Origin of the sequence: Afipia clevelandensis ATCC 49720 (genome assembly GCF_000336555.1) — a bacterium.
In the GTDB taxonomy this organism is placed as follows: Bacteria; Pseudomonadota; Alphaproteobacteria; order Rhizobiales; family Xanthobacteraceae; genus Afipia; species Afipia clevelandensis.
Map to the genome: position 1 here is coordinate 1,328,482 of NZ_KB375281.1, position 26,553 is coordinate 1,355,034.

Sequence of the window (26,553 nt, forward strand, 5' to 3'; positions counted from 1 at the left end):
GGTTGTAGCGGTGGTAAAGTTCAGCGGGGATTAAATGGGGATCAATGATGGCCGATGACTCAGAGAATTTGCCCACTATTAGGGGTTGGCTAGAAAGTTGGTTGGGATTTCAACTCCCGACCATTCCGATGCCAAACACGCTTAAAAACTTGGATAAGGCAATCTCAACCATCGTCCTCGCGACTGCGGCGAATGCAAAGGTTCGCATCGATGGTTCGACCGGCAAGATCAAAGCGGCCAACCAGATTACTGTCGATGATATGTTTCGGACTGCGGAGGAGAAGAGGAAGTTCGAAAACCGGTCCGCTGCGACTAAAGCGGCAATCGAAGATTTAAGAAACGAGCCGCCTCAAACGGACGCAGCCGATCAAATCGAGGAAGACTGGCTGAATACGTATGGCCGGATAGCTGAGGAAAAGTCATCAGAAGAGCTGCAAGCTTTATTTGGTAAAATTCTGGCTGGCGAGATTCGAAAGCCAGGATCTTTCTCTCTGCGAACTTTGCAGTTTGTCGCGAATTTGTCTCGATCTGATGCGGAGGCGATAACCTCGATCTTTCCTTATGTGCTCAACAGAATCTTAGTTCCATTCACCGATCAGGAATTTTCCGAGTTGGCTGTTAAGACACGCTTAGTAATGGAAGAACTTGGAATTCTTACTGGCACGGCTAGCAAGGTAGGAGCAATGGCGCTGACTATCGAGTTGCCGCCCGCCGAAGTGCCATATTATTTAGTTGCATCCGGGTGCGGTCTTATTATTAAAAATCATACCGACCACAAATTGGCCCATGCGCTAGGCGGCCAGCCTATCACGTCTGTCGCCCGCGAGTTGCTTAAGATTTCTCAGCACAAGGAAACGAATCTAGAATTTGTTGAGAGCATCGGCAAGCAGATTGGCCGAGGTTTTGGTTTGACCGGCGACGATTGCTCGGACAAGGTGAGTATTGACTTGATGCGGATTGATTCAGTTCAAGCAGAGTCATTTAGTTTCGCGGTGTTAAAATCAGTGGTCGCTTACAAGCCTGCCACCATGACCTAAAACCATCGTCGGATTTGTGTTCTCCTGACGATCCCACGTAGCGATTGCAGCATCACCATGTGCTTCCCAGCACGCTAGCCGCTCTTCCAGCGACGCAAACTGAAACCAAGATCTGTCGCTTCCTTGTAACCAGAGGATGGAGTCTTCATCCAAAGCATCGCGACGTTTATCCGTACGGCGTCTTACCGGCACTATGTGCTCCTATTCGCGCGTAACGACTGCGGTCGGCTTTCGCTGGGTGGCGACACATCAAGTCCGATCTCTCGAATGAGCCGCGCAAACGCTAATCGTGAATCGCGCTCGATGGCGCATTCTGGTCTCGCACGGGGCGCGTCAAAACGATCAGTGTAAGTGAGGCCGTGTTTTGCGATTGCCTCCCGGGCCGTTTCGCTCCGGTCCCACGCCTCGCAGGCTTTGGTAAGCAGGCGCACGTGATGGCTATCGAGCGCGAATTCAGCGAGGACGTCGGACCACCATCGCGATGTTTCGGCACGCAGGTGCTTTGGTGGCTTTTCAGCCACGGGTTTAGATTTGATCATGTGTTCCTAAAAATTGCATTCGACGGGGGATGGTGTCGGGAATCATTGTCTACCCGTCCGGTAGACACCCCTAAAGCTGTAGAGATCCGACCCGCCCCCTACCTATCAGGCTGGGTGGGCGGTTAATGGTAAAGATCGGAACCTGAGCCGTTAGATTCTCTAGGCTGTAAACTGAGCACTTTACGGAGTGGCACATGGTTCAGTTTCTGAAGATAACCCCAGAGAATAAAGACCAAGCGATCCCGCCGTACTTGCGTAAGCTGCAAGAGGTGGAAGAGCCGAAGCAAGCCAAGGCGCGCAAGGCCAAGGCCCCTGCAAAGAAAGCAAAATCCAAGTAAGCACCATCAGCCAGCCCGGTCTGGGTAATGACCGGGCCAGCGAGGCGCACAACCGCGTAGAGGGGATGATACGCGGTGTCGGTGTCACCAGCGACTACGAGCCATCTTTTGTAGGCGCTCGGTTTCTGCAGTCTGCATGTAGTTCATCTGGTCAACGGTCATTGAGCGGTGTGGTTGTCGAGTGACCGGCAGCGCAGCTAGCGCGGCCTTAATCTCGCGCAGACCACGCGAGACCTTGTGCAGTCCATAGGTGGCCTTGAATGTCGCTGATCGCCTACCAGCTACCGGCTTCGGTGTGATTGAAGCGTCAACAACGGCGGCAAATCCTTCATTGCCAGCAGCCCCGCTCTTGACCAACGATACCTCGGTAAGGCGATGATAACGGACTTGCCCGAACCTGGGGGGCCGACCACCACCGAAAATTCGCCAACGCCAAACACGCCGTCTATGACGTGCTCTTTGATCTGACGTTCAGCAATGTCTTTGAACCACGTGATCTCGAAACGGGGTTTCTTTTTATTGTCGTTGGCTGGCTTAAGCGTGGTGCGTCCAAACGTAAGTAGCCGCTGCTTGTTTTTGTCTTGCCGCATTTGCATTTCGCGCAGGGCCGTCAATTAAAGATCCCCTCAAGTTTTAGTTGCGCTACCGTCTCAACAACGGCGCGCTGCAAAATCTCTTCATCAATCTCGTCGTATCGTTCTTCGTCGATGTGGATTCGGTCCCGGGCCTCTAGTTCGGCGTTTTCAGCCGCTATCAGCCGGGCAGATGGGTCGTCGGGACGTTCCAGCACCGGTCTTACGAACACCCGCTCTGCGAGATTCTCCGCATGGTCTATTGATTCGGCATAAATGACCGGGCTACCGCTCAGGGCCGGAAAGGCTGATTTAGCCAGAATGACCACGCCGTCACAGCCGTATTTCACCCACCGCCAAGGTGCCTCATAAACGCGCACTGGCTGGCCGTCCGGGATCGTACCGGCGACTATGCCTTTGCCGGTTACACAGCCCCAGTTACGCACGTCATCGGCTGACAAGGCCAAAAGGTCCACAACGCGACCGTCCTGCCAAATGGGGATGACAATCGCGCTGTCCGGCCCTTCACCGGGCGTAAAGATCCACGTGAAGGTGTGGTCGCCAAGATAGGCATCGGAGAACCGGCCATCCATGATGGCCACCGGGCCAATGTCATCCACGCCACTAGGTTTCGCTAGCTCAAGTTCCAGCAGAAGATCGGTGACTTCCGGTCCTACGCGGCCATGCGCGTCGTACAGGGCTTGGGCGTCCACGTCAGCACGCCAGTAAGGGACTTCGGGGTCGTATTCGTATTCCATTTATTGCTCATGTTTGCCGCTCCTCAGGGCGTGGAAAATTATGCGCGCCGTTCAGCGGCACGTCGGGTTTCTTGTCGATTACGTATGGGTCGAGAACAATGATCGAACACCGTCCGGGACTTTTCCGGGACTTTGCGGTCTTAAGCGTGCTTTTCGTGTCTCTTATGTTCTGATTTGCGTAAATCGCGCCTTGCGCGGACTGGGGAAAATCCCTATCCAATCAACGTCGTTAAGACGTCGGAGCGTAGCGCAGCCCGGTTAGCGCACTAGTCTGGGGGACTAGGGGTCGGAGGTTCGAATCCTCTCGCTCCGACCAATCTCTCCCTAAATCATCATCCGTCGAAGGGTCCCGGAGCGGTGGCAACTCCCTGGAAGCGTCCACGCCCCTGCACCGCTCGCCTTGTTCAGCACCGATGCTAGCGGATCCCGGCGAACAGCAAACCTCACCGGCCCGCCGCCTTGGCTGGCGCGCCATGTCCGAGGCATTCAGCACACTGGTGGTAAAACGCCCCGCGGCGGTTGTCGTCTGGACCATCGTCCTCGGCACCGCATTCCGCTTCGCGATGGCGTTTGCCGGAATCGACTTCGATCATACCGAAGCCTATTACATTGCGAACGCGCGCCATCTCTCACTCAGTTATTTCGATCACCCTCCCCTCACATTCTGGATCGCCTGGGCGACCCGTACTGTGACCGGCGCCGAAGCGCTGCCGATCCTGCGCGCGCCGTTCATCGCGATGTTCATCGGCACGACGTGGATGACATACCGGCTCGGTACGCGCCTCTTCGATCGGCGCGCAGGCGCAGCGGCGGTGCTCCTGCTCAACCTGTCGCCGGTGTTCACCATCAGCTTCGGGGCCTGGGTGCAGCCGGATGGCCCCGCCACATTCTTTGTGCTCGCCGCGATCCTGCTCATCGTGCGGCTTGAAGATATCGCCACTCCCGGCCAGCGCCTGAAGGGCTGGCTCGGCGTCGGCGCGTGCTTTGGCCTCGCGCTGCTGTCGAAATATTCGGCGGCCGTGACCGCGATCGGTCTGCTGCTGTTCGCGATCACGAGCCGAAAACATCGTTGCTGGTTTTCCGAACCCGGCCCCTATCTCGGCGCGGTGCTGGCGTTCCTGATCTTCAGCCCGGTGCTGATCTGGAATTGGCGGCACGGCTGGGTCTCGTTTGAATTTCAGGGACAGCGGCCCTTTGAATATACCGGGATCAGTCCGGTCAGCCTGCTCGAAACAATCATCGGACAAGCCGCGCTGATCGGTCCCTGGATATGGGTGCCATGTCTTCAGGCCGCTGTCTGGGGTCTTGCGCGCGGCCGCGCGGAATGGCGCGCCTGGCTACCCTCGGTACTCGGCGCAACGCCGATCGCTCTGTTCACCGTCATCGCGCTGTGGTCCTCATCCGGCGGTCACCACCACTGGCAGGCGCCCGGTTACTTGCTGCTGTTTCCGCTGGCCGGACACTTCGTCGTCCGGAAACTCGAACGCGCGGATGCACTGACACGAAACTGGCTGCTGGCCTCCACACTCACCACCGTCGCGATCGTTGCCGTTCTGGCTACGGAAATCAAAACCGGAATGTTCTGGAATTTGCTTTCGTCATCCCGGACCGAGGGCCGCGCAAATCCCGCGCTGAAAGGCCTGCGCTGGGACGCATTGCGTCCGGTCTTCGACGCCAAGGGCTTCACCGGCCGGCAACGCCTGTTCGTCGCGACCACCGCCCGCGGCATCGACGGCAAGGTGGATTTTGAAGTCGGCGACAAACTGCCGGTGCTGTGCCTGTGCGGCGACGCGCGCAACTACGCCTTCAGTCAGGACTCGAAAGCCGCGATCGGATGGGACGCTGTGATCGTTATCGCCGATGACCAGAACCATCAGCTCGCCGCCCGGCTCGGGCCATTCTTCGAGACGATCGAACCCGTTCAGACCGTCGAGGTTCGCCGTGGCAGATCGCTCGTCGTCAGGCTACACCTGTACTACGGCAAAAATTACCTGACGCCCTATCCAACAACCCCATTCTAGGCCACCAACCGATGACGGTCCTGTCCACACCTCAATCGCGCCGCTCCCTGCCGGAGATCATTGCGCGGCACCCGACGGCGATCTTCCTGCTGGTCGTGGCATCTCAGTTCGTTGTGTGGACCGTACTGCCGTCGCTGTTTTACCGCGCGCTGCCGCTCGATGGCGTCGAAGCGCTGATTTACGGCCGCGAATGGCAGTTGGGCTATGTGAAGCTGCCGCCGCTGCCATGGTGGGCCGCCGAAGCGGTGTATCGCATTTTGCCGTACGACGCCGCCTATTACGCCCTGTCCCAGACCTTTATCGCGATCACTCTCGCGATCGTGTGGTGTACGTCGAAGCGGATCGTCGGCCCGCTTGGCGCGCTGGCCTCGGTCCTGATCATATGCGGACTGGACTATTTCCATTCCGCATCCACCTCCTTCAATCACGATGTCGCGCAGCTCCCGTTCTGGGCGCTCGCGGGTTACGCGCTGCATGCAGCGCTGCGCGGCGGACGTTCCCGCGACTGGGCCCTCCTCGGCGCGGCGCTCGGCGGCGCCGTGTGGGCCAAGTACTTCGTCATCATCCTCGCGCTCCCGATTGTGCTGTTCCTTCTTCTGGACCGTGACGCGCGGCAGAACGTGACGAAGCCGGGTCCCTGGATCGCGCTGGCCGCGGGGTTGATCGTGGTCCTGCCGCATCTGATCTGGCTGATCCAGCACAACTTCGCGCCTTTTGATTATGTCGACAGGCGCGCGGCACCGTCGCGAGGCGTGCTCGATCACATCGTGCATCCAGCGCAATTTTTCATCCGACAGCTCGGCTATCTCGTTCCGCCGGTTCTGATCGCCGCTCCGATGATCTATTTTTCGTGGCGAAAGCCTGCTGCCGCATCCGGTGAGACTGGCAGCCTGCGCAGCATCGATTCATTCGACCGCCGCATCGTGACGATGCTCGGCTTCGGTCCGATGGTCACGATGCTCGCGCTGAGTGCCGTCACCGGGCGCGGCACCATCGCGCTGTGGGGTTATCCGCTGTGGCTCTATTTCGGGCTGTGGCTGGTCATGATGTACAGGGACGGTCTTTCGTCGGTCAGCCTTAGCTGGATGACCGGCTTTTGGGCCGCGGTCCTTGTGGCATCCGCCATCCTGATCATGCTCTTCAAAAGCGGCTTGCTGGGCCTGAGCTACGTCAGACGCAGTCACGAGTTTCCGGGCCCAGAACTCGCTGCCGAAATCAGCCGACAGTACAGGGCTGTGACGGGACGCGACCCTGCTTATGTGATCGGCCCCCAGATCGAGGCCGGCAACATTTCCCGCTACACGCCAAGCCGGCCCCGCGTTGTGCTCGATGCCGATTTCAGCAAGGCGCCATGGATCGACCGGGCGGACCTGAAGGCGAAAGGCGCCATCCTGATCTGGAATCCCAGCGATGACGGCAAGATGCCGGATCATCTGGCGCGGATCGCCAACGGAGCGCCCCAGCAACCGCCGATCGTGATCCCGGTGGCCAAAGGCCGCTTCAAATTCCACTTCGCCTGGGCCATCGTACCACCGAGCAAATAGCTCCGTCACGCTCATCACAGGACTCTCGACACGATGCCCCGCTACTGCATTGTCACCGCCTACGAGGGCGAGCGTTTCGCAAGGATCGCCGCGCAGACACTTCCGCGGATGGAAGCCTACGCCGCGCGCCACGGATACGAGTTGATCGTCCACGAACCGGACAGTTCGGGATTATCCGGTTCGTGGATGAAAGTCCCGGCAATCATCTCCGCCCTGCGCGGCGGTTTTGATTTTGTTGTCTGGCTCGATATCGACGCACTGATCCTGCGGATCGATCGCGACATTCTCGACGAGGTTCAACCCGGCGCCGATCTCATGGCGTGCTGGCATGGGCCGGACACCGTGCGTCTCGACGGCCGTCCGTTCCCGCCGCACTTCAATGCGGGCGTCTACCTGATCCGCGCGTCCGAATGGTCTGCAGACTTCTTCACGCGCGTGCTCGCGATGCACGCCACCAACGATCACCCCTGGCAGGAACAGGCCGTTCTGCACAAATTGCTCGGCTACAACGCAGCGCTAGGCACTGGACCGGACGTCCCTAACGAACGCGACCGGGCGCATGTTGCGCGGCTCGATCCGGTGTGGAATTCGATCCCTGGTGTCGCGATGGCACCCGATCCGGTTATCCATCACTTCGCCGGTCTGAAGGGCGAAAATCGCCTGGGCCTGATCAAAGCCAATGTCGACACCCTTCCAATCTATGAAACGGCCTCACCCGCCATCAGATCGGCTTTGTCGCATCAGATCAGCCGCTGGGCTGCGGCCGAGCATGAAGTCCAGAATCTCAAGCGGAGCTCGAGTGACCAGACGGCGCCGGCTCATGACGGACAGGGCATCGAGATTGAAAACCTGAAGCGCCATATCGAAAAGCTCCAGGCTCCGCGCCAGATGCTGCGCGCCCTGCCCGGCGCGGTGACACGGCGCCTTCGGCAGAAGATCGACGACATCAGCGGAATATCGTCGTCATCTCCGGATGTCACATTCAACGTCGACAACAGACCGGCAACGGTTCAGAACTTGCGGCCCGAGGGAAAGCTCGAGCGCTTTGAAGGACTGGCCTTCTCGACATCCGGCGAAATTCTGGGCGTCGCGACCGCGGACACCAATGCGGTGCTGCTCTATCGGCGGCAAGCCGACGGTACTTTTGAAAACAAGCCATATTTCAGGTTGAGCGGTCTCGACTATCCGCACGATCTGTCCTTCGCTATGTGCGGCTCGGAAGAACTTCTGGCCGTGGCCCAGCGAACCGGCGCGCTTGCCCTGTTTGAAGCCGACGGATCGGGCGGCTACAAGTCGCAACCGGTCTTTGAAATCAGCGGCGCGGAAACAAAACTCACCCATTCGGATGGCGTGTCGTTCGTCCCGCCGTTCAATGACTATCTGGCAGCGTGCAATCTCGGCACCAGCAGCATTTCCTTCTATCGGCGAACCTCGACCTCGCCCGTGCGCTTTGCCCTGAAGCCCGATTTTGAACTGGCCCATATCAGCGTCGTTCATCCTGACGGTCTCGCCTTTTCGCAATGCGGGCGATGGCTCGCCATTGCCAACCATGGCAACGGAACCGTCAGCGTTTTCCAGCGGCGCAACGGACTGTTCGGGTCAGGCAAGCCGGAATATGGCTCCGAACCTGTCATGGTGATCAACGACCGGTCGCTGCGTTACCCGCATTCGGTCGCCTTCACGCCGCGCACCAATCACCTCATCGTCACCAATGCCGGCGGAAACTTCTTCAGCGCCTATGCGCCGCGGCGTAGTCACTTCGGGCTGCAATGGAGCAAACAGGCGGACCTGCAAACCCCTGTCACAGACGACGCGATTTTCCAGGCGACCAATCGCGAGAACAGGATGGAAGGCGGGCCAAAGGGCCTCGCAATTCACGGCCGCACGCTCGCGGTTTGCAGCCCCGAGATCGGCATCAACATCTATTCCTTTGAGGAAGCCTGAACCGCCACGCGACCGGCCGCCTAACTGTCCTTCAGCGCCTGATCAATCAATGCGCGCGCGCCAATCAGGTCGTCCAGCGCCGCCTGAAGTTTTCCGCGATCCAGCGGCCGTGCATTCCTGCGGACGCTCGGCGGGGCGTAGGCCTCCGCGCCGGACGAGCCGTTCGCTGGACCCGGCTGAACAGGCCTCGCCACCACGGCTTTCGGAGACGGCAGGTCCGCCAGTGGCGGTCCGAGATCGCGCAGCGACAGCGGCGAGGCGTTGTAGGCTTCCTCGTTCTGTTCCTCTTCCGCCTCAAGTTCGTCCTCGACCTCAAGCTCGGCCACACCCGGCGCGCGCTCGTCCGTTTCGGCCTCAAATGACGGGCCGTCAAACAAGGCCTTGACGTGATCGGCGGACCCTTCGGTCAGACTCTGGACGGACTTGATCCCGTGTTCGCGCAGGATTCGCTGCACACCGCGAATGGTGTAACCCTCGCCGTAGAGCAGCCGGCGGATACCGCGCAACAGATTGACGTCGTCGGGACGGTAATAGCGGCGACCGCCGCTGCGCTTCATCGGCTTGATCTGCGTGAAGCGTGTCTCCCAGAACCTCAGGACATGCTGTGGCACATCGAGGTCATCGGCAACCTCGCTGATGGTCCGAAACGCGTCCGGCGCCTTGTCCAAATGCTGGGCTCCCCGTTGAAAGCCGCTAGTTCCAAGCCAGCAATTCTAAAGCCAGCGGTTGCAGCGCCGGCGATCCCGCTTCAGTCGTCGGCGCCAGCGCTGCCGTTGCCATTCCCGTTGATACGCTGCTTGAGAATCGCTGACGGCTTGAACACCATAACCCGGCGCGGCGAGATAGGCACTTCCGTTCCGGTCTTGGGATTGCGGCCAATACGCTGGCCCTTCTTGCGCACCATGAACGAGCCGAACGAGGAGAGCTTCACCGTCTCGCCCTTCTCCAGGCAATCTGTGATTTCCTTGAGTACAAGTTCCACGAACGCAGACGATTCCGTGCGTGACAGCCCCACCTTCTGGTAGACGGCTTCGCACAGATCAACGCGTGTGACTGTCTTCCCGGTTCCGGTCATCGCCTGCCCCGCTCACGGCGAAAGAATTAAGTAATTTGTATTCTGAAATTATGAGCTTAGTGACCGAGGGTCAACCTTGCTCATCAATGCAACAGCATGAATTCGTTTTCAATTTACGTCAGACTTTAGCAAAAACCTCACCAGCGCAAGAGCGCCGATCCCCATGTGAAGCCGCCGCCCATGGCTTCCAGCATCAAAAGATCATTCTTCTTGATGCGACCGTCGTCGACCGCAGCCGCGAGCGCCAGAGGAATGGACGCCGCCGAGGTGTTGCCATGGCGGTCGACGGTCAAAACAACTTTCTGCGGCGCAATATGCAGCTTCTTCGCAGACGCATCGATGATGCGCTTGTTGGCCTGATGCGGAACCAGCCAGTCCACATCCTCCGCCGTCGTGCCGGTTGCGTTGAACGCATCGACAATGACGTCAGTAATCATGCCAACGGCATGCTTGAACACCTCACGGCCTTCCATCCGCAGATGACCGACGGTCTGGGTGCTGGACGGCCCGCCGTCCACGAACAGCTTGTCCTTGTGACGGCCGTCGGACCGCAGATGCGTTGTCAGGATGCCGCGGTCAGCGGTGGTTCCCGTCGCCTGCTGCGCTTCAAGCACCAGCGCGCCCGCGCCGTCACCGAACAGCACGCAGGTTCCACGGTCATTCCAGTCGAGAATGCGGGAGAAGGTTTCCGCGCCGATCACCAGCGCGCGCTTGAAAGCGCCGCTCTTGAGGAAATTGTCGGCGGTCGCGAGTGCGAAGATGAACCCAGAGCACACCGCCTGCAGGTCGAACGCAGCGCCATGGTTGATGCCGAGCCCGTTCTGGATTGCCACGGCGGTCGCCGGGAATGTGTTGTCCGGGGTCGAGGTCGCCAGCACAATCAGGTCGATCGACTGCGCATCAAGCCCGGCGCTCGCAAGCGCCGCCTGCGCCGCCTTCAAACCGAGATGGGACGTGAACTCGCCATCCGCCGCGATATGGCGTTCCTTGATGCCGGTGCGCTGAACGATCCAGTCATCGGATGTGTCGACCATCTTCGCCAGTTCGGCATTGGTCAGAACGCGCTCCGGCAAGTAAGCACCATGGCCGAGCACAACCGAACGCATCACAGTCACGAGACAGCCTCCTGCGGATTCGGCACGATCGAGAGAGCGTGGCCGTCGCGGTTAAGTGTTTGATTGATCTTGGGCAGGAGATCGTAGCGGACCATGTCGTAGCCGACCTCAACCGCCGAGGCAAAACCTTCGGCATCGGTGCCGCCATGGCTCTTGATGACCACGCCGTTTAGCCCGAGAAAGACACCGCCGTTGACCTTGCGCGGATCCATCTTGTCACGCAGCGCATTGAACGCGCCGCGCGCGAAGATGTAGCCGAGCTTGGAGCGCCAGGTCCGGCTCATGGCGCTGCGCAGATATTCGGCAATCTGCCTTGCCGTTCCTTCCGCGGTCTTCAGCGCGATATTTCCGCTGAACCCTTCGGTGACGATGACATCGGCGGCGCCCTTGCCGATACCGTCGCCCTCGACAAAGCCGATGAAGTCGAGCTGGGGCGGGTTCATGGCGCGGAGCAATTCGGCGGCGCCGCGCACTTCCTCGACGCCCTTCACTTCCTCGACGCCGATATTGAGCAAGCCCACGGTCGGGCGTTCGAGATCAAACAGGACCCGCGCCATCGCGCTGCCCATGATCGCCAGCGAGGCCAGATGGTGGGCATCGCCGCCAATCGACGCGCCGACATCGAGCACGACAGACTCGCCACGCACAGTCGGCCAGACCGCAGCAATGGCCGGACGGTCGATGCCGGGCATCATCCGCAGGTTCAGCCGCGCCATGGCCATCAGCGCGCCGGTGTTGCCGGCGGACACCGCGACATCGGCCTCCCCGTGTTTCACCGCATCAATGGCGAGCCACATGGAGGAGGACTTCCGGCCACGGCGCAGTGCCTGGCTCGGCTTTTCATCCATGCTGATCGCAATGTCGGCGTGGATGACGCGGGACACCGCCTTGAGCGCCGGATGGGCGTCGAGCTGTGCATTGATCTGCGCACTGTCGCCGACCATCAGGAATTCGACGTCGCTATGCCGCATCAATGCGAGCGCCGCGCCGGGGATAACGACCGATGCACCGAAATCGCCGCCCATGGCGTCAAGCGCGATTCGAACCTTTTGCGGCATAAGCGTTCCGGAAACCTGATCGTTGCGGCTTAACGGGCCGCGAGCTGAAAGCCAACGTATCCGATGGCGACGGGCGGGAGTCTTCGCTGTTGAGGGCCCAACCCCAGCCGGGCAGCGACAATAGCGTTTTTGTGGTGCGATACAACGGCTTGACCCAGGCCGAAGGTTCGGTCAAGCGCCCTTCCGGGGCGGTCAGTGGCCCTTGGGTTTTTTGCTCTTGGCGCCGCCGGGAGCATCCTTGAGCGCCCGCAACGCCGCAAACGGGTGTTCGTCCGGGTCTGCGGGAGCGACCGGGGCCTCGAAGGCAGTTCCGGGTTTGCGTGGATAGGGATCAATTCCCAAAACCAGAAACTCCGTCGCCAGTTGCCCAAGATCAATGACGCCATTGACGATGGGTTCAGGCGGATCGGGAATTTCGGCGTCCTCGCCCTGCTCCTTCTGGACCGATTTCACGGACGATGAAATCTGCTCCGCGGGCGCGAAGGTCACATCGACCGCCTCCTCCACATCGTTCTCGACGGGATCGAGAGACACCACGCAGGTCTGCTCGACCCGCGCACGCACCGTCCCTGCGACATGCACGCGGCCGCCCGCTTCGGGCGTGACGTCGAAACTCGCTTCGGCCTTGAGCACGGCGTTCACGCCCGCCGCCTGGGCCAGCAGGCTCCGCTGCGCCGGAGTCGTTTCGAGCTGCTGATGCGATCCGGCCTCCGGCAACTGGGTGACCAGAACAGGAAAGCTCCAAGGGTGGTTGCCATCCGGCATCCGGGGTCCCTTGCTCATGACACTTCTCCCGGAAGCATCGCGGCGGGGGCGGGAAAGCGCCAGTTACCTTTCCGCAGTGTCTCGGCGTCCGCCGCGTCGAGGCTGTCGCCGGCCTTGCGGACATAGGCGGCCAGCCGCCGCGCGCTGTCCATCGACTCGCCATTGAAGACATTCCTGGACAAGGCCTGCGCCATATCCTCGTCGCTGCCCGCGAAGGCCAGATCGTAAGCCGCGGAGCGCCCGTAAAACGCTTCGCCGAAGGCCTGCATGCGTTTGGGCACCGTCAGGTCGCCAACCCCCATTTCCCTGAGATTGTCGTCCATATCGGCGCAGAAATGGTCGAAAAGCGCCTGCGACAGCGCGCTGCCGCCGTCCAGCCGCTGCATCCGGCGCAGCACCAGCCACAGATGCAGAATCAGCAGGTCGAAACGGCCGTTAACCGTGTCGCGCACGCCAAGGTCGGCGTAAAACGCCGGTTCTCGCGCTTGCGCCACGATCATGCCATAGATGGCTTCAATGGTGCCGCGCGGGGCGGCGGGGTTCCTGAAGCGATTGAATGGCCAAAACATTTTTGGGTTCCACGTCGAAGCCGGCGGCGATTCCCCGATCGCTGCGATGGCTTCCGGTCTGTTGAAATCCGAAGCTCTGCCCGGTACGTCAACGCCCGGGCTGATGCAAGAGGCAAGAGGAAGATGACTGCTTACAGACAGCGACTGCGAGGATTCATTGCCGGCCTGCGGATGGCGGCGATGGTCGCGCTTGCCGGCGCTGTGCTGGCGGCCTGCACCGGGGAGCAGTTTCAGAAGGGGTACATCCTGCCGCAGGGCGCGCTGGAGCAAATTCCAATCGGCGCCAGCCAGGATCAGGTTCTCATCGTGATGGGCACGCCCTCCACCGTCGCGACCCTGAGCGGCGAAGTGTTCTACTACATCTCGCAGCGCTCCGAACGCAAAGTCGCGTTCATGCAGCAGAGCGTCGTCGACCAGCGGGTGATCGCGATCTATTTCGACAAGAACCGCACGGTGACCCGGATCGCCAATTACGGACTGCAGGACGGCAAGATTTTCGACTTCATCAGCCGCACCACGCCGACCAGCGGTCAGGAAATGAGCTACCTGACACCGATCTTCAAGCTCCTCAGCCCGAACTGATCTTCCGCCGAGACCGGCGGTCGCCTGCAGCTATTTTGCTGCGCGAAACAACCGTTCATCGTGATGCAACGGCGGCGCTTGCCGCGGCGAAACCTGATCGGTACGCTTCTTCCAACAAGATCTCGAAAACGAGATGCAGTTGGGAGGACTACCGATGAAGCGTACACTTTCTCGCCGTGCCGTTCTGTCTGGTGCGGCGGCCCTGTCCACAAGTCCGCTGTGGCCGCGCCCGGCCAAATCCGCCGACTGGCGTCCGACCGAAACGGTGCGGATCATCGTCCCGGCGGCCCCCGGCGGCAGCACCGACGTGATCGGCCGTTACCTTGCGCAACACTTGCAGCAGGCATGGGGCATCTCGGCGGTCGTGGAAAACAAATCCGGCGGCGGCGGCACCATCGGCACCGCCTACTTCATTCAGCAGAAGCCGGACGGCAACACGCTCCTTGTCGGGAATCCGGGGCCTAATGCCGTGGCCTTCAGCATCTTCCGCTCCCTGCCCTACAAGGCGGACCAGTTGCAGCCGATCAGCAACGCGATCCGCATTCCCAACATCGTCTCCGCCCATCCCTCGAGCGGCATCAAGTCGATCAAGGAGCTGATCACCTATCTCAAGGCCAATCCCGACAAGCTGAACTACGGAACGTCCGGCGTCGGGCAAAGCCCCCACCTCACCGCCGTCTGGTTCATGCAGTTGACCGGTGTGAAGATGACTCACATTCCGTTTCGTGGCGCAGGCCCTGCCCTGACCGGCGCGCTCGGCGGCGACGTGTCGATCCTGTTCGACAATCTCTATCCCTCGTTGCCGCAAACCGAGGACGGAAAACTCGTCGCGCTCGCCGTGACCACGCCGGAGCGAAGTTTCAAGGCGCCGAAGATTCCGACCCTGCGCGAGAGCGCGCCGGAACTCGCCAACTTCGACGTGTCATCCTGGTTCGGCATGTTTGCACAGGCGGGCACGCCCCGTCCGATCGTCGATGCCTACAACGCCGAGATCAAGAAGATGCTGGAGCGCGACGATATCAAGAGGAACATCGCGGCGATGGGCGCTGTCCCGGACTACGGAACGCCTGAGCAGTACAGCGCCTTTATCGACGCCGAGATCAAGAAGTTCGCGGGCATCATCACCAAGGAAGGCCTCAAGATGGACGTCAACTGACACTGACGCCCGCAACACGCAAAACGGCCGCCCGGGGCCGGCCGTTTTCTTTTTCAGGAATGCTCTCAATCAAACCGACATCAGCCCTGCTCGACAAAGCGATAGCCTGCTTCCCAGCGCTGATGCTGTTCGGTGTTCTCCGGATACGGATTGTCATGCGGCTCGTTATTGAACCGCGCGAGTTTCCCCTGCTCGAACGGATCGCCGTCGTCTGCTGCCATGTGGTGCCTCCCTTTGTTCAACGGACGACAACGCACATCATCTTGATCGGGTTTCCGCCGGGAGCGGAAATTTCCATGTTGATGACGATTCAATCTGTCATCAAATCGCAACAATCCTGTGTGGCCTGCGCGCAAAGAAAAACCCCGCGATATTCATCGCGGGGTTTTCGTTTCGGGAACCTGTGACGATCAGTGCGCGAGATCAGTGCGCAAGGATCGCGAGCAGCAGGAGCGCCACGATGTTGGTGATCTTGATCATCGGGTTCACGGCAGGACCCGCCGTGTCCTTGTAGGGATCGCCGACGGTGTCGCCGGTGACGGCTGCCTTATGAGCATCCGAACCCTTGCCGCCGTGATGGCCATCCTCGATGTACTTCTTGGCGTTGTCCCATGCGCCGCCGCCCGAAGTCATCGAGATCGCGACGAACAGACCGGTCACGATCACGCCGAGCAGCATCGCACCGACCGCTGAGAACGCAGCCGACTTGCCAGCCGCCCCGCCACCCGCGATCGCATAGATCACGAAGTAGACGAAGATCGGCGACAGCACCGGCAGCAGCGACGGGATGATCATTTCCTTGATCGCAGCCTTCGTCAGAAGGTCAACGGCCTTGCCGTAGTCCGGCTTGTCGGTGCCCTTCATGATGCCGGGCTTCTCGCGGAACTGACGGCGCACTTCTTCGACGATCGCACCGGCAGCACGGCCCACAGCGGTCATGCCCATCGCGCCGAACAGATACGGCAGCAGGCCGCCAAACAGCAGACCGACCACGACGTAGGGGTTGTTCAGCGAGAAGTCAGGAGCCACGCCGACGAAGTACGGGCTCTTGGACGCAATGAAGAACTTGAGGTCTTCATTGTACGCCGCAAACAGCACCAGCGCGCCGAGACCGGCGGAGCCGATCGCATAGCCCTTGGTCACTGCCTTCGTGGTGTTGCCGACCGCGTCGAGTGCGTCGGTGGACTTGCGCACTTCCTTCGGAAGGCCTGCCATTTCGGCAATGCCGCCCGCGTTGTCCGTGACCGGACCGAAGGCGTCGAGCGCGACGATCATGCCGGCAAGAGCGAGCATGGTGGTGGTCGCAATCGCGATGCCGAACAGGCCCGCGAGGCTGTAGGTCACCAGGATGCCCGCGATGATGACGATGGCGGGAAGCGCCGTCGACTCCATCGAGATCGCAAGACCCTGAATGACGTTGGTGCCGTGACCGGTCACCGACGACTGCGCGATCGACTTCACCGGACGGAAATCGGTTCCGGTGTAGTATTCGGTGATCCAGATGATCAGGCCGGTAACCACAAGACCGACCACGCCGCACTCGAACAGGGCGAGACCGGTATAGTTCACGCCCGCGAGCGGACCGAAGCCGACCAACTGATGGATCACGAACGCGACGCCGAACAGCGACAGAACGCCGGTGGCGATCAGGCCCTTGTAGAGCGCACCCATGATCGACTGGCTGGCGCCGAGCTTCACGAAGAAGGTGCCGATGATCGAGGTGATGATGCAGATACCGCCGATGGCGAGCGGCAGCGTCATCATGTTCACCAGCAGCGGCGACGTGGCGAAGAAGATCGCCGCGAGAACCATGGTCGCAACCGCGGTCACGGCATAGGTCTCGAACAGGTCGGCAGCCATGCCGGCGCAGTCGCCGACGTTGTCACCGACGTTGTCGGCGATGGTGGCCGGGTTGCGCGGATCGTCTTCCGGAATGCCGGCTTCAACCTTGCCGACGAGATCGCCGCCGACGTCCGCACCCTTGGTGAATATGCCGCCGCCGAGACGGGCGAAGATCGAGATCAGCGATGCGCCGAAGCCAAGCGCCACGAGAGCGTCGACCACGGTGCGGCTGTTGGCCGGGAAGCCCGCGCCCTTGGTGAGATAGATGAAGTACAGCGTCACGCCGAGCAGCGCGAGACCGGCAACCAGCAGGCCCGTAATCGCGCCCGCCTTGAAGGCGAGTTCGAGACCGCCGGCCAGCGACTTGGTCGCGGCCTGCGCGGTGCGCACGTTGGCGCGAACCGAGACGTTCATGCCGATGAAGCCCGCGGCGCCCGACAGCACCGCGCCGATCAGGAAGCCGACCGCGACGAGAATGCCGAGGAAGTAGGCGAGCAGCGCGAAGATCACGATGCCGACCAGACCGATCGTCATGTACTGGCGCTTCAGGTAAGCCTGCGCGCCCTCGCTCACCGCCGCTGCGATTTCCTGCATGCGGGCATTGCCCGCGTCTGCCCCAAGTACCGACGATGTTGCCCACGCGGCGTAGACGATGGAGAGCACGCCCGCGAGCACAATCAACCATAGTGCTGTCATTGATGTTGCCTCAGATTCCCTGCTGTTTCCCCAGAAACGCCCCACAGGCCATACAGGGTGGCCGGGCGCGCAAAAAAGAAGGCATGCATCTTCAAAGCCGAAAAGCTGCCTCAATTCGGCGCGGACAATGCCAAAATCATACCCTTGACGCAACGCCACCGGTGTTGCGGGACCTGCTTTTTGGGTGATTCAACGAACGCTGCACAGGGAGTTTTGGTGCAGCGCGAAAAACATCAGAAATGGCTGTAGGACAGGCGTTTCAGCGTGACCGGCTGACCTGCGGCGTCGAGGAACCGGGGCGCTGCCGTGCCCGCCTCGATCCTGCCGATGGCTGAGACTTGCACGCCAGCCCGCTGCGCCGCTGCGGCGAACGAATCCCACCGATTCTCCGGGACCGCGCACAGCACCTCGTAATCGTCGCCGCCGGACACGGCAGCCTCGATGCCGGAATGGCCCTTCGCGATGAACGCCTGCGCCGGCGCGGACAACGGAACATCCACAAGGCGGACCACCGCAGATACACCGGACGCGCCGCACAACTTGGCGAGGTCACCGGCCAGACCGTCGGACACGTCCATCCCCGCGCTCGCATGGTCGCGGACTGCGACGGCAAGCGCATTGCGCGGCTGCGGCACGCGGTAGCGCTGGATCAGGAAATCGCGCGCATTCGTATCGAGATCGCCGCCCTGCCCCTTCAGCACATGGAGACCCAATGCAGCATCGCCGATGGTGCCCGTGACCGCGATCCGGTCGCCCGGCGTGGCACCGGTGCGGCGAACGATCCTGCCCGGCGGCACGCGGCCGAATGCAGTAATCGAGATCATCAAGGGTCCCGGCGTCGAGACCGTGTCCCCGCCGAGCACCGGGCAACCGAACGTCGAGGCATCCTCACCAAGCGCACGGGCGAAGGGCCCAAGCCATTGCTCGTTTGCGTCACGCAAGGCCAGCGTCAGCACGAAGCCCGCAGGCACCGCGCCCTTGGCAGCGAGATCAGACAGGTTCACCCGCAGCGCCTTGCGGGCGATGGTCTCCGGCGGATCATCGGAAAGAAAATGGACGCCTTCAACGATGGCGTCGGTGGTCACGACAAGATCGTCACCCGACGACTTCAAGAACGCGGCATCATCGACCAGACCGAGCGCGCCGGGATCGGTCGCCAGCGGACGGAAGTAACGTGCGATTAGATCGTCTTCACCGGAAGCCATTAATCAGCGATCCGCAACTTCGGAACTATCCTGCCGTCACCCTGAGGTACCGTAGCGAAGCGTAGGCCTCGAAGGGCGACGGCGCTTTACAAGCTGTCATCCTTCGAGGCGCGCAAAAGCGCGCACCTCAGGATGACGACACCCTACCGCGCGAACTCGCCGCTGCGAAACTGCCGCGCGATCTGGTCCAGCACCGCGTTGACCATGCCGGTTTCGTCCTTGTCCACGAAAGCGTGGGCGACATCGACATATTCCGACACAACCACGCGCGCCGGAATGTCCTTGCGGTGCTCAAGCTCATAGGCCCCGGCCCGCAATGTCGCGCGCAGGATCGCGTCGATGCGCTTGAGCGGCCAGCCGCTTTCCAGAGCCTTGTCGATCAGCGGATCGAGCCGGGTCTGGTCGCGGACCACGCCGGACACCACGTCCTTGAAGAACGCCGCCTCGGCCGGAAGATAAGTGTCGCCCTCAACTTCGCTGCCGAGCCAGTGGCTTTCGAATTCGGCGAAAATGTCGCCGATGCCCGCGCCCGCGATGTCCATCTGATACAGCGCCTGGACGGCGGCAAGACGCGCCGCGCCGCGCCGGTTGGCTTTCTTCTCGATGGTCTTCTTGGCGTCGCTCATAGCGGTTTGGCCAGACGCTTCTTGATCCGCATCATGGTGAGCGCGGCGCGGGCCGCGTCACCGCCCTTGTTGAGCCGGTCGGCGCGGGCACGTTCCCACGCCTGCTCGGTGGTGTTCACCGTGATGATGCCGTTACCGAGCGGCAGGCTGCGCGCCACGGCAAGGTCCATCAGCGCGCGCGAGGATTCCATCGACACGATCTCGAAATGAATGGTATCGCCGCGCACCACGCAGCCGAGCGCAATCGCGCCATCATACGGCTTCCCGATCTTCTTGGACGCATCCATGGCAATCGCAATCGCCGCGGGAATTTCCAGCGCGCCGGGAACGCTGATCACGTCGTAACCGACGCCAGCGGCCTCGAGTTCCTTGATCGCACCCTGAAGCAGGGCTTCCTGAATATCGTCATAGAAGCGTGCCTCGATAATGACGACCTGCGACCCGCTGATATCGGTTTCGTCCTTGAGTTCTGCGCGCCGCGGTTCAGCCATCATTCCATCCAGTCAAAAGGGGGTCCGTGCTGGCGCGTTTGTAGTCGCTGGGCGAAGCAAAGCCAAGCAAAACGGACCCCTTTCAAGGCAGGGATGCAGCGCGGAAGCGCGTTTCAAACGGCTCAGGCGACCTTGTAATCGAACAGGTAGCCTTCCAGCGCCTTTTCGACCGCGCCGCGCTGGCCGGACTGCGCCGCAGCCAGCGTCACCGTGACGTCAATCCCGCGCTTGCCGCCCGCCGCGACGTCGATCTTCGCGCCGGCCGACCCAGCGGCATCCGCCACCACCTGCTCCACCAGCCGCTGTACGGCATCGGTCCGCAGTTGCGGTTTGAAGATCTTGCCGACGCTGGTCATCGGAATGGCGTCGATCACGATCACCTGCTTCGGCCAGGCCGGGCGTTCCGCAATCAGCGGTTCGGCGAAGGCTTTCAGTTCATCGGCGCTCGCCTGCGCGCCGGGCTTGAGTGCGACGTAACACACCGGCAATTCACCGGCATATTTGTCCGGCTGGCCGACCGCAGCGGCGAGCGCGACGGCAGGATGCGACTGCAGCGCGTCCTCGATCAGCACCGGGTCAATGTTATGGCCGCTGCGAATGATGAGATCCTTCGAGCGGCCGGCGATGAACAGGCGCCCGTCTTCGTCGGTATAGGCCAGATCGCCGCTGTCGAGATAACCACGGCGCAGCGCTTCGTCATTCTGACTTTGATCCTTGTAGCCCGGCGTGACATTCGGCCCGGATACGGTCATGACACCGACTTCGTGGGCCGCACAGGCCTCGCCCAGCGAACCGTCCGCCGACAGCCTGCGCACCACGACCTGCGTATAGGGAAGCCGGACGCCGACCGATCCCAGCACCGGCTCCGCAGGCGCCGGATCAATCGAGACAAGCCCGCCGGTTTCGGTCATCCCGAGAATTTCGTGAATCTTGGTGCCGGTCATCTTCTGATATTGCACGGCTACCGCGCGCGGCAGCAGCGACGCGCCGGAAATGCTGAAACGCGCAGAGGAGATATCGGCATCGACCGGCACATTAAGCAGCGCGGCCAGCGCGGTCGGCACGCCACCAATCACCGTGGCACGATAGCGCTCGATGATCTTCCAGAAGTTCTTGATAATCACCGGATTGCGCATGCCACCGGGCGACAGGACGATCACATTCGCGCCCGCGATGAAGAACGACAGGCCACAGGAAATTGTCGCGGCGACATGAAACAGCGGCAGGCCGTTGGTGATCGCATCGGTCTCGCTCAAATCCTGCAGCACCGTGCCGCCGAACCCCGCCGCGATCTGCATGCGATGGGTGTGCGTGACGAGCTTGGGCGAGCCGGTGGTGCCGCCGGTGTGGAAATACGCCGCCACGTCATCGCCGCCGCGCGCCTTGCCGAACGTGAGCGCGCTGCCATCCTGCGTCTTGAGTCCCGGCGCAAAGCCGACAACACCTTCCGGCAATGGCGCGTCGGAGAGCGAAACCTGCACCAGCTTGATGTCCGGCAGCAGCTTCCTGACCTCGACGGCCTTCTGCCAGATGTCGAGTTGCGGATGCGGGCCGAGCGCGACGAGAATTTTCGCATCGGCCGCGCGAACAAGATCGGCGATGTTCTGCGCCTGCAGCAGGAAGTTGATCGGCACGGCGTAGCCCTGCGCCTCCGCGCCCCACAGCGTGAAATGGGTCTCGACAAGGCTCGGCAGGATATAGGCCACGCCGGCACCCGGCCCGCTCAGGCTGGCAAAGAAGTTTGCAGCACGGGTGATGCCATCCAGCATCTGCTTATAGGTGACAATGCGCGGCGTCTCATCGTCCGCGCCGGTCATCAGCATGGTCAGCGCGGTGCGATCCGGATGACGCGCGGCACTCTTGGCGAAGATGTCGTAGACGCTGCGCGCGTCGTAGCGCTGCTCCAGCGTCTTCTCGGTTTCGAATTTGATGACGTCCTTGAGCGTTGCAACTGGATAGTCGCTGAACAACGGCATTGAAATCCCCCCGCTATTTAATTGTACGTTCGCGCAGGCCTGTCCGTCCTGAGGCTCAAGGCCGGACCTATTTCATTTCGACCAGGCGCGCAGCATAACGCGCCATCAAATCAACCTCGATATTGATCTCGGAGCCCACGCGCCAGTCACTCAGGGTCGTCACCTGCAGCGTATGCGGAATGATCAGCACGGAGAACGTATCGTCAACGGCGGTGTTGACCGTCAACGACGCGCCGTCGAGCACCACCGATCCCTTGGCCGCGATGAACTTCGCCAGTTCGCGCGGCGCGCGCAATTCAAACCGCGCCATGTCCGGCAGGTCTTCGCGCGCGATAATGGTGGCGATGCCGTCCACATGCCCCGCGACGATGTGGCCGCCAAGCTCATCGCCGATCTTGAGCGCGCGTTCGAGATTAAGGCGCGTACCCTTGCCCCAGCTCTTTGCCGTGGTCAGGCGCAGCGTTTCGGCGGCGGCATCGACATCGAACCATGTCTTCCCGCCATCGACACCGGACTGCACCACGGTGAGACAGACACCGTTGCACGCGATGGACGCGCCGTCCGCGATGGTGGTCTGATCGTAGCGGCAGGCAATCCGCAGCCGGTGCAACTGCCCCTGCGCGGTCGGCTGCAAGCTGGTGATTTCGCCAAGGTCGGTGATAATGCCGGTGAACATCTAGCTGTGCTCATAGATCGTGAGACTATCTTTATCGAGCATATCGGTAGCACGCGCACGCCAGCGAGGCGACCGGGTGATGACCGAAAGCGGCTGCGTATCGAGCGCCGGAATACCATCCATGCCGATGGCGTCCGGGCCGCGCAGCAGCCAGACTTCATCGACAAGACCCGCGCTCAGGAATGACGACGCCACGCGCGCGCCGCCCTCCACCATCAGCCGGGTGATGCCGCGCTCGGCCAGCGTGTTTAAAACCGATCTTAGGTCGAGACCGGGCGGCGAACCGTCACTCACCGGCGCGCGCATCACCTGCGCACCCGCAGCCCCCAGCTTCATGGCAGCCGGAGCCTCGGAAATATCGGACGTCATCACCCAGAGCGGCGTCTGCCGCGCCGAGTGAACGAGCTTGCTTGTCCCCGGCAGACGCAGGGCGCGATCCAGCACCACGCGCACCGGTGAGCGTGCTTCCAGCCCCGGCAGGCGAACGGTCAGCAGCGGATCGTCCGCAAGGACGGTGCCGATGCCGACAAGGATGGCGTCGCTCTGCGCGCGCAACAGATGCACCCGGGCCTTCGCGGCCTCACCTGTGATCGCGACAGGCTTGTGACCCGCCGCCGCGATCTTGTCATCGGCCGACACGGCGAGTTTCAGAATGACAAAGGGGCGCTTTGCGCCGACGCGCAGGAAATGTCCGGCATGATCGCGCGCGGCTTCGTCCTTGCAGAGACCCACATCGACCGCGATCCCGGCGGCGCGCAGCCGTGCATGGCCCTGTCCGCCGACCTCGGGATTAGGATCCTCGATGGCGGACACCACACGCGCGATGCCCGCGGCGATCACCGCATCCGCGCAGGGCGGCGATTTGCCGAAATGCGAGCACGGCTCCAGCGTCACATAGAGCGTCGCGCCCCGCGCCGCCTCGCCTGCCCGCCGCAATGCTTCCGGTTCGGCATGGGGCCGCCCGCCGGGCTGTGTCCAGCCTCGGCCGACGATGACGCCATCCTTGACGATGACCGCGCCAACGGCGGGATTGGGCCATGTGCGGCCCTGCCCGCGGCGGCCAAGCGCCAGCGCGAGTTGCATGTAGCGGAAATCATCGGTCATTGGATCAGCGGCGTCCGGCACGGCGTGGAGCGTAGCGGATTAACGGACGATGCGCCGGATAAAAATCACTTCCGCAAGACCACCGGGCGCGGCGGCTCGTCCTCGCCGGACAGTTCGCCGAGCACGGCCTCGAAGTCCTTGGCCTCGCGGAAATTGCGATAGACCGAGGCGAAGCGGACATAAGCCACATCGTCGAGCTGGCGCAGATGCTCCATCACGGTCTCGCCGATCACCTCGGACGAAATCTCCGCTTCGCCGCCGCTCTCAAGCTCACGAACGATGGCCGAAACCATCTTCTCCACACGCTCGGGATCGACCGGGCGCTTGCGCAGACTGATCTGCAGCGAGCGCACCAGCTTGTCGCGATCGAACGGAACGCGGCGGCCGTTACGCTTGATGACGGTGAGTTCGCGAAGCTGCACGCGCTCGAATGTCGTGAAACGGAAGTTGCACGACATGCACACACGACGGCGGCGGATCACGGCCGAATCTTCCGTCGGCCGGGAATCCTTCACCTGCGTATCGAGACTGTTGCAGCTCGGGCAGCGCATGTCGCCTGCCCCTTACTGATAGATCGGGAAGCGGCTGGTGAGTTCCTTCACCTTCTCCTTCACCGCGGCCTCGACCAGCGGCGCGGCGCCATCGCCCGACTGCGCGACAGCGTTCAGCACTTCCGAAATCAGCGCGCCAACCTGCTTGAATTCGGCAACGCCGAAACCGCGCGTGGTCGCCGCCGGGGTGCCGAGACGCAGGCCCGAGGTGACGAACGGCTTTTCGGGGTCGAACGGAATGCCGTTCTTGTTGCAGGTCAGGCCCGCACGGACCAGCGCCTTTTCGGAGACGTTGCCCTTGAGGCCCTTCGGCCGCAGGTCCACCAGCATCAGGTGGTTGTCGGTGCCGCCGGAGACGATCTCGAAGCCGTTGGAGCGCAGCGTTTCCGCCAGAGCCCTGGCATTCTCGACCACGTTCTTCGCGTAAATTTTGAAGTCCGGCTGCAGCGCCTCCTTGAACGCAACCGCCTTGGCCGCGATGACGTGCATCAGCGGGCCGCCCTGCAGGCCGGGGAAGATCGCCGAGTTCAGCTTCTTTGCGATGACTTCATCGTTGCTGAGGATCAGGCCGCCGCGCGGGCCGCGCAGCGACTTGTGTGTCGTCGTGGTGGTGACGTGCGCATACGGCACCGGCGAGGCATGAACGCCGCCCGCGACCAGACCCGCGAAGTGCGCCATGTCCACCAGCAGATACGCGCCGACGCTGTCGGCGATCTCGCGGAAACGCTTGAAGTCCCAGGCGCGCGAGTAAGCCGAGCCGCCGGCGATGATCAGCTTCGGCTTGATCTCTTCGGCCTGCTTAGCCACCGCGTCCATGTCGATGATCTGGTCCTCGCGGCGCACGGTGTAGTGCACCGGCTTGAACCACTTGCCCGACATGTTGACCGGCGCGCCGTGGGTGAGATGGCCGCCCGCGGCAAGATCGAGGCCCATGAAGGTATCGCCCGGCTGCAAAAGCGCCAGGAACACGGCCTGATTCATCTGGCTGCCGGAGTTCGGCTGCACATTGGCGAAGTTCGCGCCGAACAGCTTCTTGGCGCGCTCGATGGCGAGATTTTCGGCGACATCGACGAACTCGCAGCCGCCGTAATAGCGCGCGCCCGGATAGCCCTCGGCATACTTGTTGGTCATCACCGAGCCCTGCGCTTCAAGCACGGCGCGGCTGACGATGTTCTCCGAAGCAATCAGCTCGATCTCATGCTGCTGTCGACCGAGTTCACCCTTGATCGCGGCGGCGATCTCGGGATCGGCCTGTGTCAGCGAGGCCGTGAAGAACGAGTCGGGAGCGGAAGCAGCTTTGGCAGATGAGCTCATTGCGGAATATCTCCACCGCCGCAGCCTTTTCAGCGGCTACGGGCGGCTATCGAGGGTCTCAAGGGCGGCAGGCGCGAGATACCATATCTGGCGGGGGCGGCCAAGTTCCGCAAGCAGGTGGGCCAGATTTAGGCGATTCCGCCCACGACACCGCCCGGCCGGACGGTTGGGCAGGTTTACCCCGAAATGGAGGGCAAATGCCCCCATTCGCCCTCCGGAAGGCCCGCAGCCGCCTCCCGGTCAGGGCCGCCGGGTCAGACCCGCGCCGCCGCCTGCAGACCCTTGAAGGTCAGGCGCTTCGGATCCTTGACCCCGGTCATGTAGAGTTTCTGGATCAGGGCGGTCACCGCCTCCCGGTTCCCGCCGGTCAGGGTGACAACCGCGTCGATCGCGATGGTCTGCGCGTCCATGGGTTTCCTCGTGTCGATCATTGAGAGCCTTGAGTGGATCATCTGCGACTCTTCGATTCATTGCGGCGGTACGGCCCACCGATGAACCGGTTTGGCCTGCCCGGGGAATACGTGAATTGACCCATAGGACGCGGGTTCCCGAGGGGTTGAGCCGGTATCAGGCGAGAATCAGTGGAGCGGGAATCGATAAGACGCGCAGGCGCTAAAGCCGCGCGCAGAGAAACATCAGGTTCAGCGAGCACGCAGCCAGCAGAACGAGCATCAACGCGACCTGCAGCCGGTCGCCGGCGAATTTGAGAATCGGCCTCATGATGTGAGGATGATGGAAAGACTCCGCGCAAGAGTCTCGAATCATATTTTTGATCTTGGCGGGCGAGGATTCAGGACTCGTTTACGAGTCGATTCTCGGAAAAACCCCGAACACCAAACGCGAAAAGGCGCCCCAACGGGCGCCTAGTCGCATATCCCACACCAGGGGAAACTCGTGCGGAATTCTTCCGCGTGCGTCTTGCGCGCACTTCGGTAGCCAGCCGGAGGGCACCGGCCTCAATCATTTGCGAGAGGATCGAGAAAGGCCGCCGATCTTGCG

Annotated in this window: 27 protein-coding genes and 1 tRNA gene; 8 read left to right on the top strand and 20 right to left on the bottom strand. The window is 61.7% G+C overall.

The genetic code is table 11. From position 1 onward, the window contains the following. The first annotated feature begins 47 nt into the window (after positions 1-47). Positions 48-1,037: a DUF2806 domain-containing protein gene (locus HMPREF9696_RS06065; RefSeq protein WP_002712083.1), complete on the top strand. Its 990-nt coding sequence runs from the start codon at positions 48-50 to the stop codon at positions 1,035-1,037. A gap of 191 nt (positions 1,038-1,228) precedes the next feature. On the opposite strand, the gene HMPREF9696_RS21220 is transcribed toward HMPREF9696_RS06065, so the two are convergent. Continuing rightward, positions 1,229-1,576, bottom strand: coding sequence for a P27 family phage terminase small subunit (locus HMPREF9696_RS21220; protein ID WP_081602389.1), 348 nt, complete (start codon positions 1,574-1,576; stop codon positions 1,229-1,231). Between the two features lie 194 nt (positions 1,577-1,770). On the opposite strand from HMPREF9696_RS21220, the gene HMPREF9696_RS21580 reads away from it, so the two are divergent. Next, on the top strand, positions 1,771-1,914 hold the full coding sequence (locus HMPREF9696_RS21580; protein WP_002712084.1) for a hypothetical protein: 144 nt from the start codon (positions 1,771-1,773) through the stop codon (positions 1,912-1,914). A 281-nt stretch (positions 1,915-2,195) separates the two neighbouring features. Here the strand turns inward: HMPREF9696_RS21580 and HMPREF9696_RS06070 are convergent, their stop codons facing one another. Further along, positions 2,196-2,528 (bottom strand): hypothetical protein, encoded by a 333-nt coding sequence (locus tag HMPREF9696_RS06070; protein WP_002712085.1) that lies wholly within the window; start codon positions 2,526-2,528, stop codon positions 2,196-2,198. Next, positions 2,525-3,244, bottom strand: a complete 720-nt coding sequence (locus HMPREF9696_RS06075; RefSeq protein WP_002712086.1) for a hypothetical protein — start codon at positions 3,242-3,244, stop codon at positions 2,525-2,527. The genes HMPREF9696_RS06070 and HMPREF9696_RS06075 overlap by 4 nt, the downstream gene beginning before the upstream one ends. 238 nt (positions 3,245-3,482) lie before the next feature. Between HMPREF9696_RS06075 and HMPREF9696_RS06080 the strand changes: the two genes are divergently transcribed. From HMPREF9696_RS06080 to HMPREF9696_RS06095, 4 genes are all read left to right on the top strand, one after another. Next, positions 3,483-3,560: transfer RNA gene (locus HMPREF9696_RS06080), tRNA-Pro, on the top strand. 157 nt (positions 3,561-3,717) lie between these two features. Next, a complete protein-coding gene (locus HMPREF9696_RS06085; RefSeq protein WP_040301861.1) occupies positions 3,718-5,265 on the top strand; it encodes a glycosyltransferase family 39 protein in 1,548 nt (515 codons plus the stop codon). Positions 5,266-5,276: 11 nt separating this feature from the next. Next, a complete protein-coding gene (locus HMPREF9696_RS06090) occupies positions 5,277-6,809 on the top strand; it encodes a glycosyltransferase family 39 protein (RefSeq protein WP_002712088.1) in 1,533 nt (510 codons plus the stop codon). A gap of 33 nt (positions 6,810-6,842) precedes the next feature. Continuing rightward, positions 6,843-8,753 (top strand): putative nucleotide-diphospho-sugar transferase, encoded by a 1,911-nt coding sequence (locus HMPREF9696_RS06095; RefSeq protein WP_002712089.1) that lies wholly within the window; start codon positions 6,843-6,845, stop codon positions 8,751-8,753. A gap of 20 nt (positions 8,754-8,773) precedes the next feature. Here the strand turns inward: HMPREF9696_RS06095 and HMPREF9696_RS06100 are convergent, their stop codons facing one another. The 6 genes from HMPREF9696_RS06100 to HMPREF9696_RS06125 all read right to left on the bottom strand — a co-directional run bounded on the left by HMPREF9696_RS06100 (position 8,774) and on the right by HMPREF9696_RS06125 (position 13,335). Next, positions 8,774-9,421, bottom strand: coding sequence for a MerR family transcriptional regulator (locus HMPREF9696_RS06100; RefSeq protein WP_002712090.1), 648 nt, complete (start codon positions 9,419-9,421; stop codon positions 8,774-8,776). Between the two features lie 80 nt (positions 9,422-9,501). Further along, positions 9,502-9,828 carry an integration host factor subunit alpha gene (locus HMPREF9696_RS06105; protein WP_002712091.1) on the bottom strand — a complete coding sequence of 109 codons (327 nt, stop codon included), beginning with the start codon at positions 9,826-9,828 and terminating at the stop codon, positions 9,502-9,504. 137 nt (positions 9,829-9,965) lie between these two features. Continuing rightward, positions 9,966-10,943 carry a beta-ketoacyl-ACP synthase III gene (locus tag HMPREF9696_RS06110; RefSeq protein WP_002712092.1) on the bottom strand — a complete coding sequence of 326 codons (978 nt, stop codon included), beginning with the start codon at positions 10,941-10,943 and terminating at the stop codon, positions 9,966-9,968. Then, on the bottom strand, positions 10,940-12,001 hold the full coding sequence (gene plsX, locus HMPREF9696_RS06115) for a phosphate acyltransferase PlsX (RefSeq protein ID WP_002712093.1): 1,062 nt from the start codon (positions 11,999-12,001) through the stop codon (positions 10,940-10,942). Before plsX ends, HMPREF9696_RS06110 begins: the two co-directional genes overlap by 4 nt. 192 nt (positions 12,002-12,193) lie before the next feature. Next, on the bottom strand, positions 12,194-12,784 hold the full coding sequence (locus HMPREF9696_RS06120; RefSeq protein WP_002712094.1) for a YceD family protein: 591 nt from the start codon (positions 12,782-12,784) through the stop codon (positions 12,194-12,196). Beyond that, the gene (locus HMPREF9696_RS06125; RefSeq protein ID WP_002712095.1) at positions 12,781-13,335 is read right to left on the bottom strand and encodes a ubiquinol-cytochrome C chaperone family protein; all 555 of its coding nucleotides are present in this window, start codon (positions 13,333-13,335) and stop codon (positions 12,781-12,783) included. Before HMPREF9696_RS06125 ends, HMPREF9696_RS06120 begins: the two co-directional genes overlap by 4 nt. Positions 13,336-13,458: 123 nt before the next feature. Here HMPREF9696_RS06125 and HMPREF9696_RS06130 point away from each other — a divergent pair, with 123 nt between their 5' ends. Next, the gene (locus HMPREF9696_RS06130; RefSeq protein ID WP_002712096.1) at positions 13,459-13,917 is read left to right on the top strand and encodes an outer membrane protein assembly factor BamE; all 459 of its coding nucleotides are present in this window, start codon (positions 13,459-13,461) and stop codon (positions 13,915-13,917) included. Between the two features lie 154 nt (positions 13,918-14,071). After that, on the top strand, positions 14,072-15,073 hold the full coding sequence (locus HMPREF9696_RS06135) for a Bug family tripartite tricarboxylate transporter substrate binding protein (protein ID WP_002712097.1): 1,002 nt from the start codon (positions 14,072-14,074) through the stop codon (positions 15,071-15,073). 80 nt (positions 15,074-15,153) lie between these two features. Here HMPREF9696_RS06135 and HMPREF9696_RS21805 read toward each other — a convergent pair whose 3' ends face one another. The 11 genes from HMPREF9696_RS21805 to HMPREF9696_RS21810 form a co-directional block, all read right to left on the bottom strand. Next, positions 15,154-15,294, bottom strand: coding sequence for a hypothetical protein (locus tag HMPREF9696_RS21805; protein WP_002712098.1), 141 nt, complete (start codon positions 15,292-15,294; stop codon positions 15,154-15,156). Between the two features lie 202 nt (positions 15,295-15,496). Then, entirely contained in the window at positions 15,497-17,611 is a 2,115-nt protein-coding gene (locus HMPREF9696_RS06140) for a sodium-translocating pyrophosphatase (RefSeq protein WP_002712099.1), read from the bottom strand. Between the two features lie 233 nt (positions 17,612-17,844). Then, complete coding sequence (thiL, locus tag HMPREF9696_RS06145) at positions 17,845-18,816, bottom strand: thiamine-phosphate kinase (protein ID WP_002712100.1); 972 nt, start codon at positions 18,814-18,816, stop codon at positions 17,845-17,847. A gap of 143 nt (positions 18,817-18,959) precedes the next feature. Further along, positions 18,960-19,442 carry a transcription antitermination factor NusB gene (gene nusB / locus HMPREF9696_RS06150; protein WP_002712101.1) on the bottom strand — a complete coding sequence of 161 codons (483 nt, stop codon included), beginning with the start codon at positions 19,440-19,442 and terminating at the stop codon, positions 18,960-18,962. Further along, on the bottom strand, positions 19,439-19,933 hold the full coding sequence (gene ribH / locus HMPREF9696_RS06155; RefSeq protein ID WP_002712102.1) for a 6,7-dimethyl-8-ribityllumazine synthase: 495 nt from the start codon (positions 19,931-19,933) through the stop codon (positions 19,439-19,441). The genes nusB and ribH overlap by 4 nt, the downstream gene beginning before the upstream one ends. 122 nt (positions 19,934-20,055) lie before the next feature. Further along, the gene (locus HMPREF9696_RS06160; protein WP_002712103.1) at positions 20,056-21,909 is read right to left on the bottom strand and encodes an acyl-CoA synthetase; all 1,854 of its coding nucleotides are present in this window, start codon (positions 21,907-21,909) and stop codon (positions 20,056-20,058) included. 67 nt (positions 21,910-21,976) lie between these two features. Beyond that, positions 21,977-22,585 carry a riboflavin synthase gene (locus tag HMPREF9696_RS06165; protein WP_002712104.1) on the bottom strand — a complete coding sequence of 203 codons (609 nt, stop codon included), beginning with the start codon at positions 22,583-22,585 and terminating at the stop codon, positions 21,977-21,979. Further along, positions 22,586-23,689, bottom strand: coding sequence for a bifunctional diaminohydroxyphosphoribosylaminopyrimidine deaminase/5-amino-6-(5-phosphoribosylamino)uracil reductase RibD (gene ribD, locus HMPREF9696_RS06170; RefSeq protein WP_002712105.1), 1,104 nt, complete (start codon positions 23,687-23,689; stop codon positions 22,586-22,588). It lies immediately after the preceding gene. Positions 23,690-23,754: 65 nt separating this feature from the next. After that, complete coding sequence (nrdR, locus tag HMPREF9696_RS06175) at positions 23,755-24,240, bottom strand: transcriptional regulator NrdR (protein ID WP_002712106.1); 486 nt, start codon at positions 24,238-24,240, stop codon at positions 23,755-23,757. 12 nt (positions 24,241-24,252) lie between these two features. After that, complete coding sequence (glyA, locus tag HMPREF9696_RS06180; RefSeq protein WP_002712107.1) at positions 24,253-25,554, bottom strand: serine hydroxymethyltransferase; 1,302 nt, start codon at positions 25,552-25,554, stop codon at positions 24,253-24,255. Between the two features lie 254 nt (positions 25,555-25,808). Then, complete coding sequence (locus tag HMPREF9696_RS21810) at positions 25,809-25,964, bottom strand: hypothetical protein (RefSeq protein WP_002712108.1); 156 nt, start codon at positions 25,962-25,964, stop codon at positions 25,809-25,811. Positions 25,965-26,553 lie beyond the last annotated feature (589 nt).

Bases quoted from the DNA above. Each gene is read 5' to 3' on its own strand.
- HMPREF9696_RS21220 (WP_081602389.1), bottom strand. From the start codon at position 1,576: ATGATCAAATCTAAACCCGTGGCTGAAAAGCCACCAAAGCACCTGCGT.
- HMPREF9696_RS06075 (WP_002712086.1), bottom strand. From the start codon at position 3,244: ATGGAATACGAATACGACCCCGAAGTCCCTTACTGGCGTGCTGACGTG.
- HMPREF9696_RS06065 (WP_002712083.1), top strand. From the start codon at position 48: ATGGCCGATGACTCAGAGAATTTGCCCACTATTAGGGGTTGGCTAGAA.
- thiL (WP_002712100.1), bottom strand. From the start codon at position 18,816: ATGGCTTCCGGTGAAGACGATCTAATCGCACGTTACTTCCGTCCGCTG.
- HMPREF9696_RS06125 (WP_002712095.1), bottom strand. From the start codon at position 13,335: ATGTTTTGGCCATTCAATCGCTTCAGGAACCCCGCCGCCCCGCGCGGC.
- HMPREF9696_RS06135 (WP_002712097.1), top strand. From the start codon at position 14,072: ATGAAGCGTACACTTTCTCGCCGTGCCGTTCTGTCTGGTGCGGCGGCC.
- HMPREF9696_RS06130 (WP_002712096.1), top strand. From the start codon at position 13,459: ATGACTGCTTACAGACAGCGACTGCGAGGATTCATTGCCGGCCTGCGG.
- HMPREF9696_RS06165 (WP_002712104.1), bottom strand. From the start codon at position 22,585: ATGTTCACCGGCATTATCACCGACCTTGGCGAAATCACCAGCTTGCAG.
- nrdR (WP_002712106.1), bottom strand. From the start codon at position 24,240: ATGCGCTGCCCGAGCTGCAACAGTCTCGATACGCAGGTGAAGGATTCC.
- plsX (WP_002712093.1), bottom strand. From the start codon at position 12,001: ATGCCGCAAAAGGTTCGAATCGCGCTTGACGCCATGGGCGGCGATTTC.
- HMPREF9696_RS06120 (WP_002712094.1), bottom strand. From the start codon at position 12,784: ATGAGCAAGGGACCCCGGATGCCGGATGGCAACCACCCTTGGAGCTTT.
- HMPREF9696_RS21805 (WP_002712098.1), bottom strand. From the start codon at position 15,294: ATGGCAGCAGACGACGGCGATCCGTTCGAGCAGGGGAAACTCGCGCGG.
- nusB (WP_002712101.1), bottom strand. From the start codon at position 19,442: ATGAGCGACGCCAAGAAGACCATCGAGAAGAAAGCCAACCGGCGCGGC.
- HMPREF9696_RS06140 (WP_002712099.1), bottom strand. From the start codon at position 17,611: ATGACAGCACTATGGTTGATTGTGCTCGCGGGCGTGCTCTCCATCGTC.
- ribD (WP_002712105.1), bottom strand. From the start codon at position 23,689: ATGACCGATGATTTCCGCTACATGCAACTCGCGCTGGCGCTTGGCCGC.
- HMPREF9696_RS21810 (WP_002712108.1), bottom strand. From the start codon at position 25,964: ATGGACGCGCAGACCATCGCGATCGACGCGGTTGTCACCCTGACCGGC.
- HMPREF9696_RS06085 (WP_040301861.1), top strand. From the start codon at position 3,718: ATGTCCGAGGCATTCAGCACACTGGTGGTAAAACGCCCCGCGGCGGTT.
- HMPREF9696_RS06160 (WP_002712103.1), bottom strand. From the start codon at position 21,909: ATGCCGTTGTTCAGCGACTATCCAGTTGCAACGCTCAAGGACGTCATC.
- ribH (WP_002712102.1), bottom strand. From the start codon at position 19,933: ATGGCTGAACCGCGGCGCGCAGAACTCAAGGACGAAACCGATATCAGC.
- HMPREF9696_RS06095 (WP_002712089.1), top strand. From the start codon at position 6,843: ATGCCCCGCTACTGCATTGTCACCGCCTACGAGGGCGAGCGTTTCGCA.
- glyA (WP_002712107.1), bottom strand. From the start codon at position 25,554: ATGAGCTCATCTGCCAAAGCTGCTTCCGCTCCCGACTCGTTCTTCACG.
- HMPREF9696_RS06090 (WP_002712088.1), top strand. From the start codon at position 5,277: ATGACGGTCCTGTCCACACCTCAATCGCGCCGCTCCCTGCCGGAGATC.
- HMPREF9696_RS06105 (WP_002712091.1), bottom strand. From the start codon at position 9,828: ATGACCGGAACCGGGAAGACAGTCACACGCGTTGATCTGTGCGAAGCC.
- HMPREF9696_RS21580 (WP_002712084.1), top strand. From the start codon at position 1,771: ATGGTTCAGTTTCTGAAGATAACCCCAGAGAATAAAGACCAAGCGATC.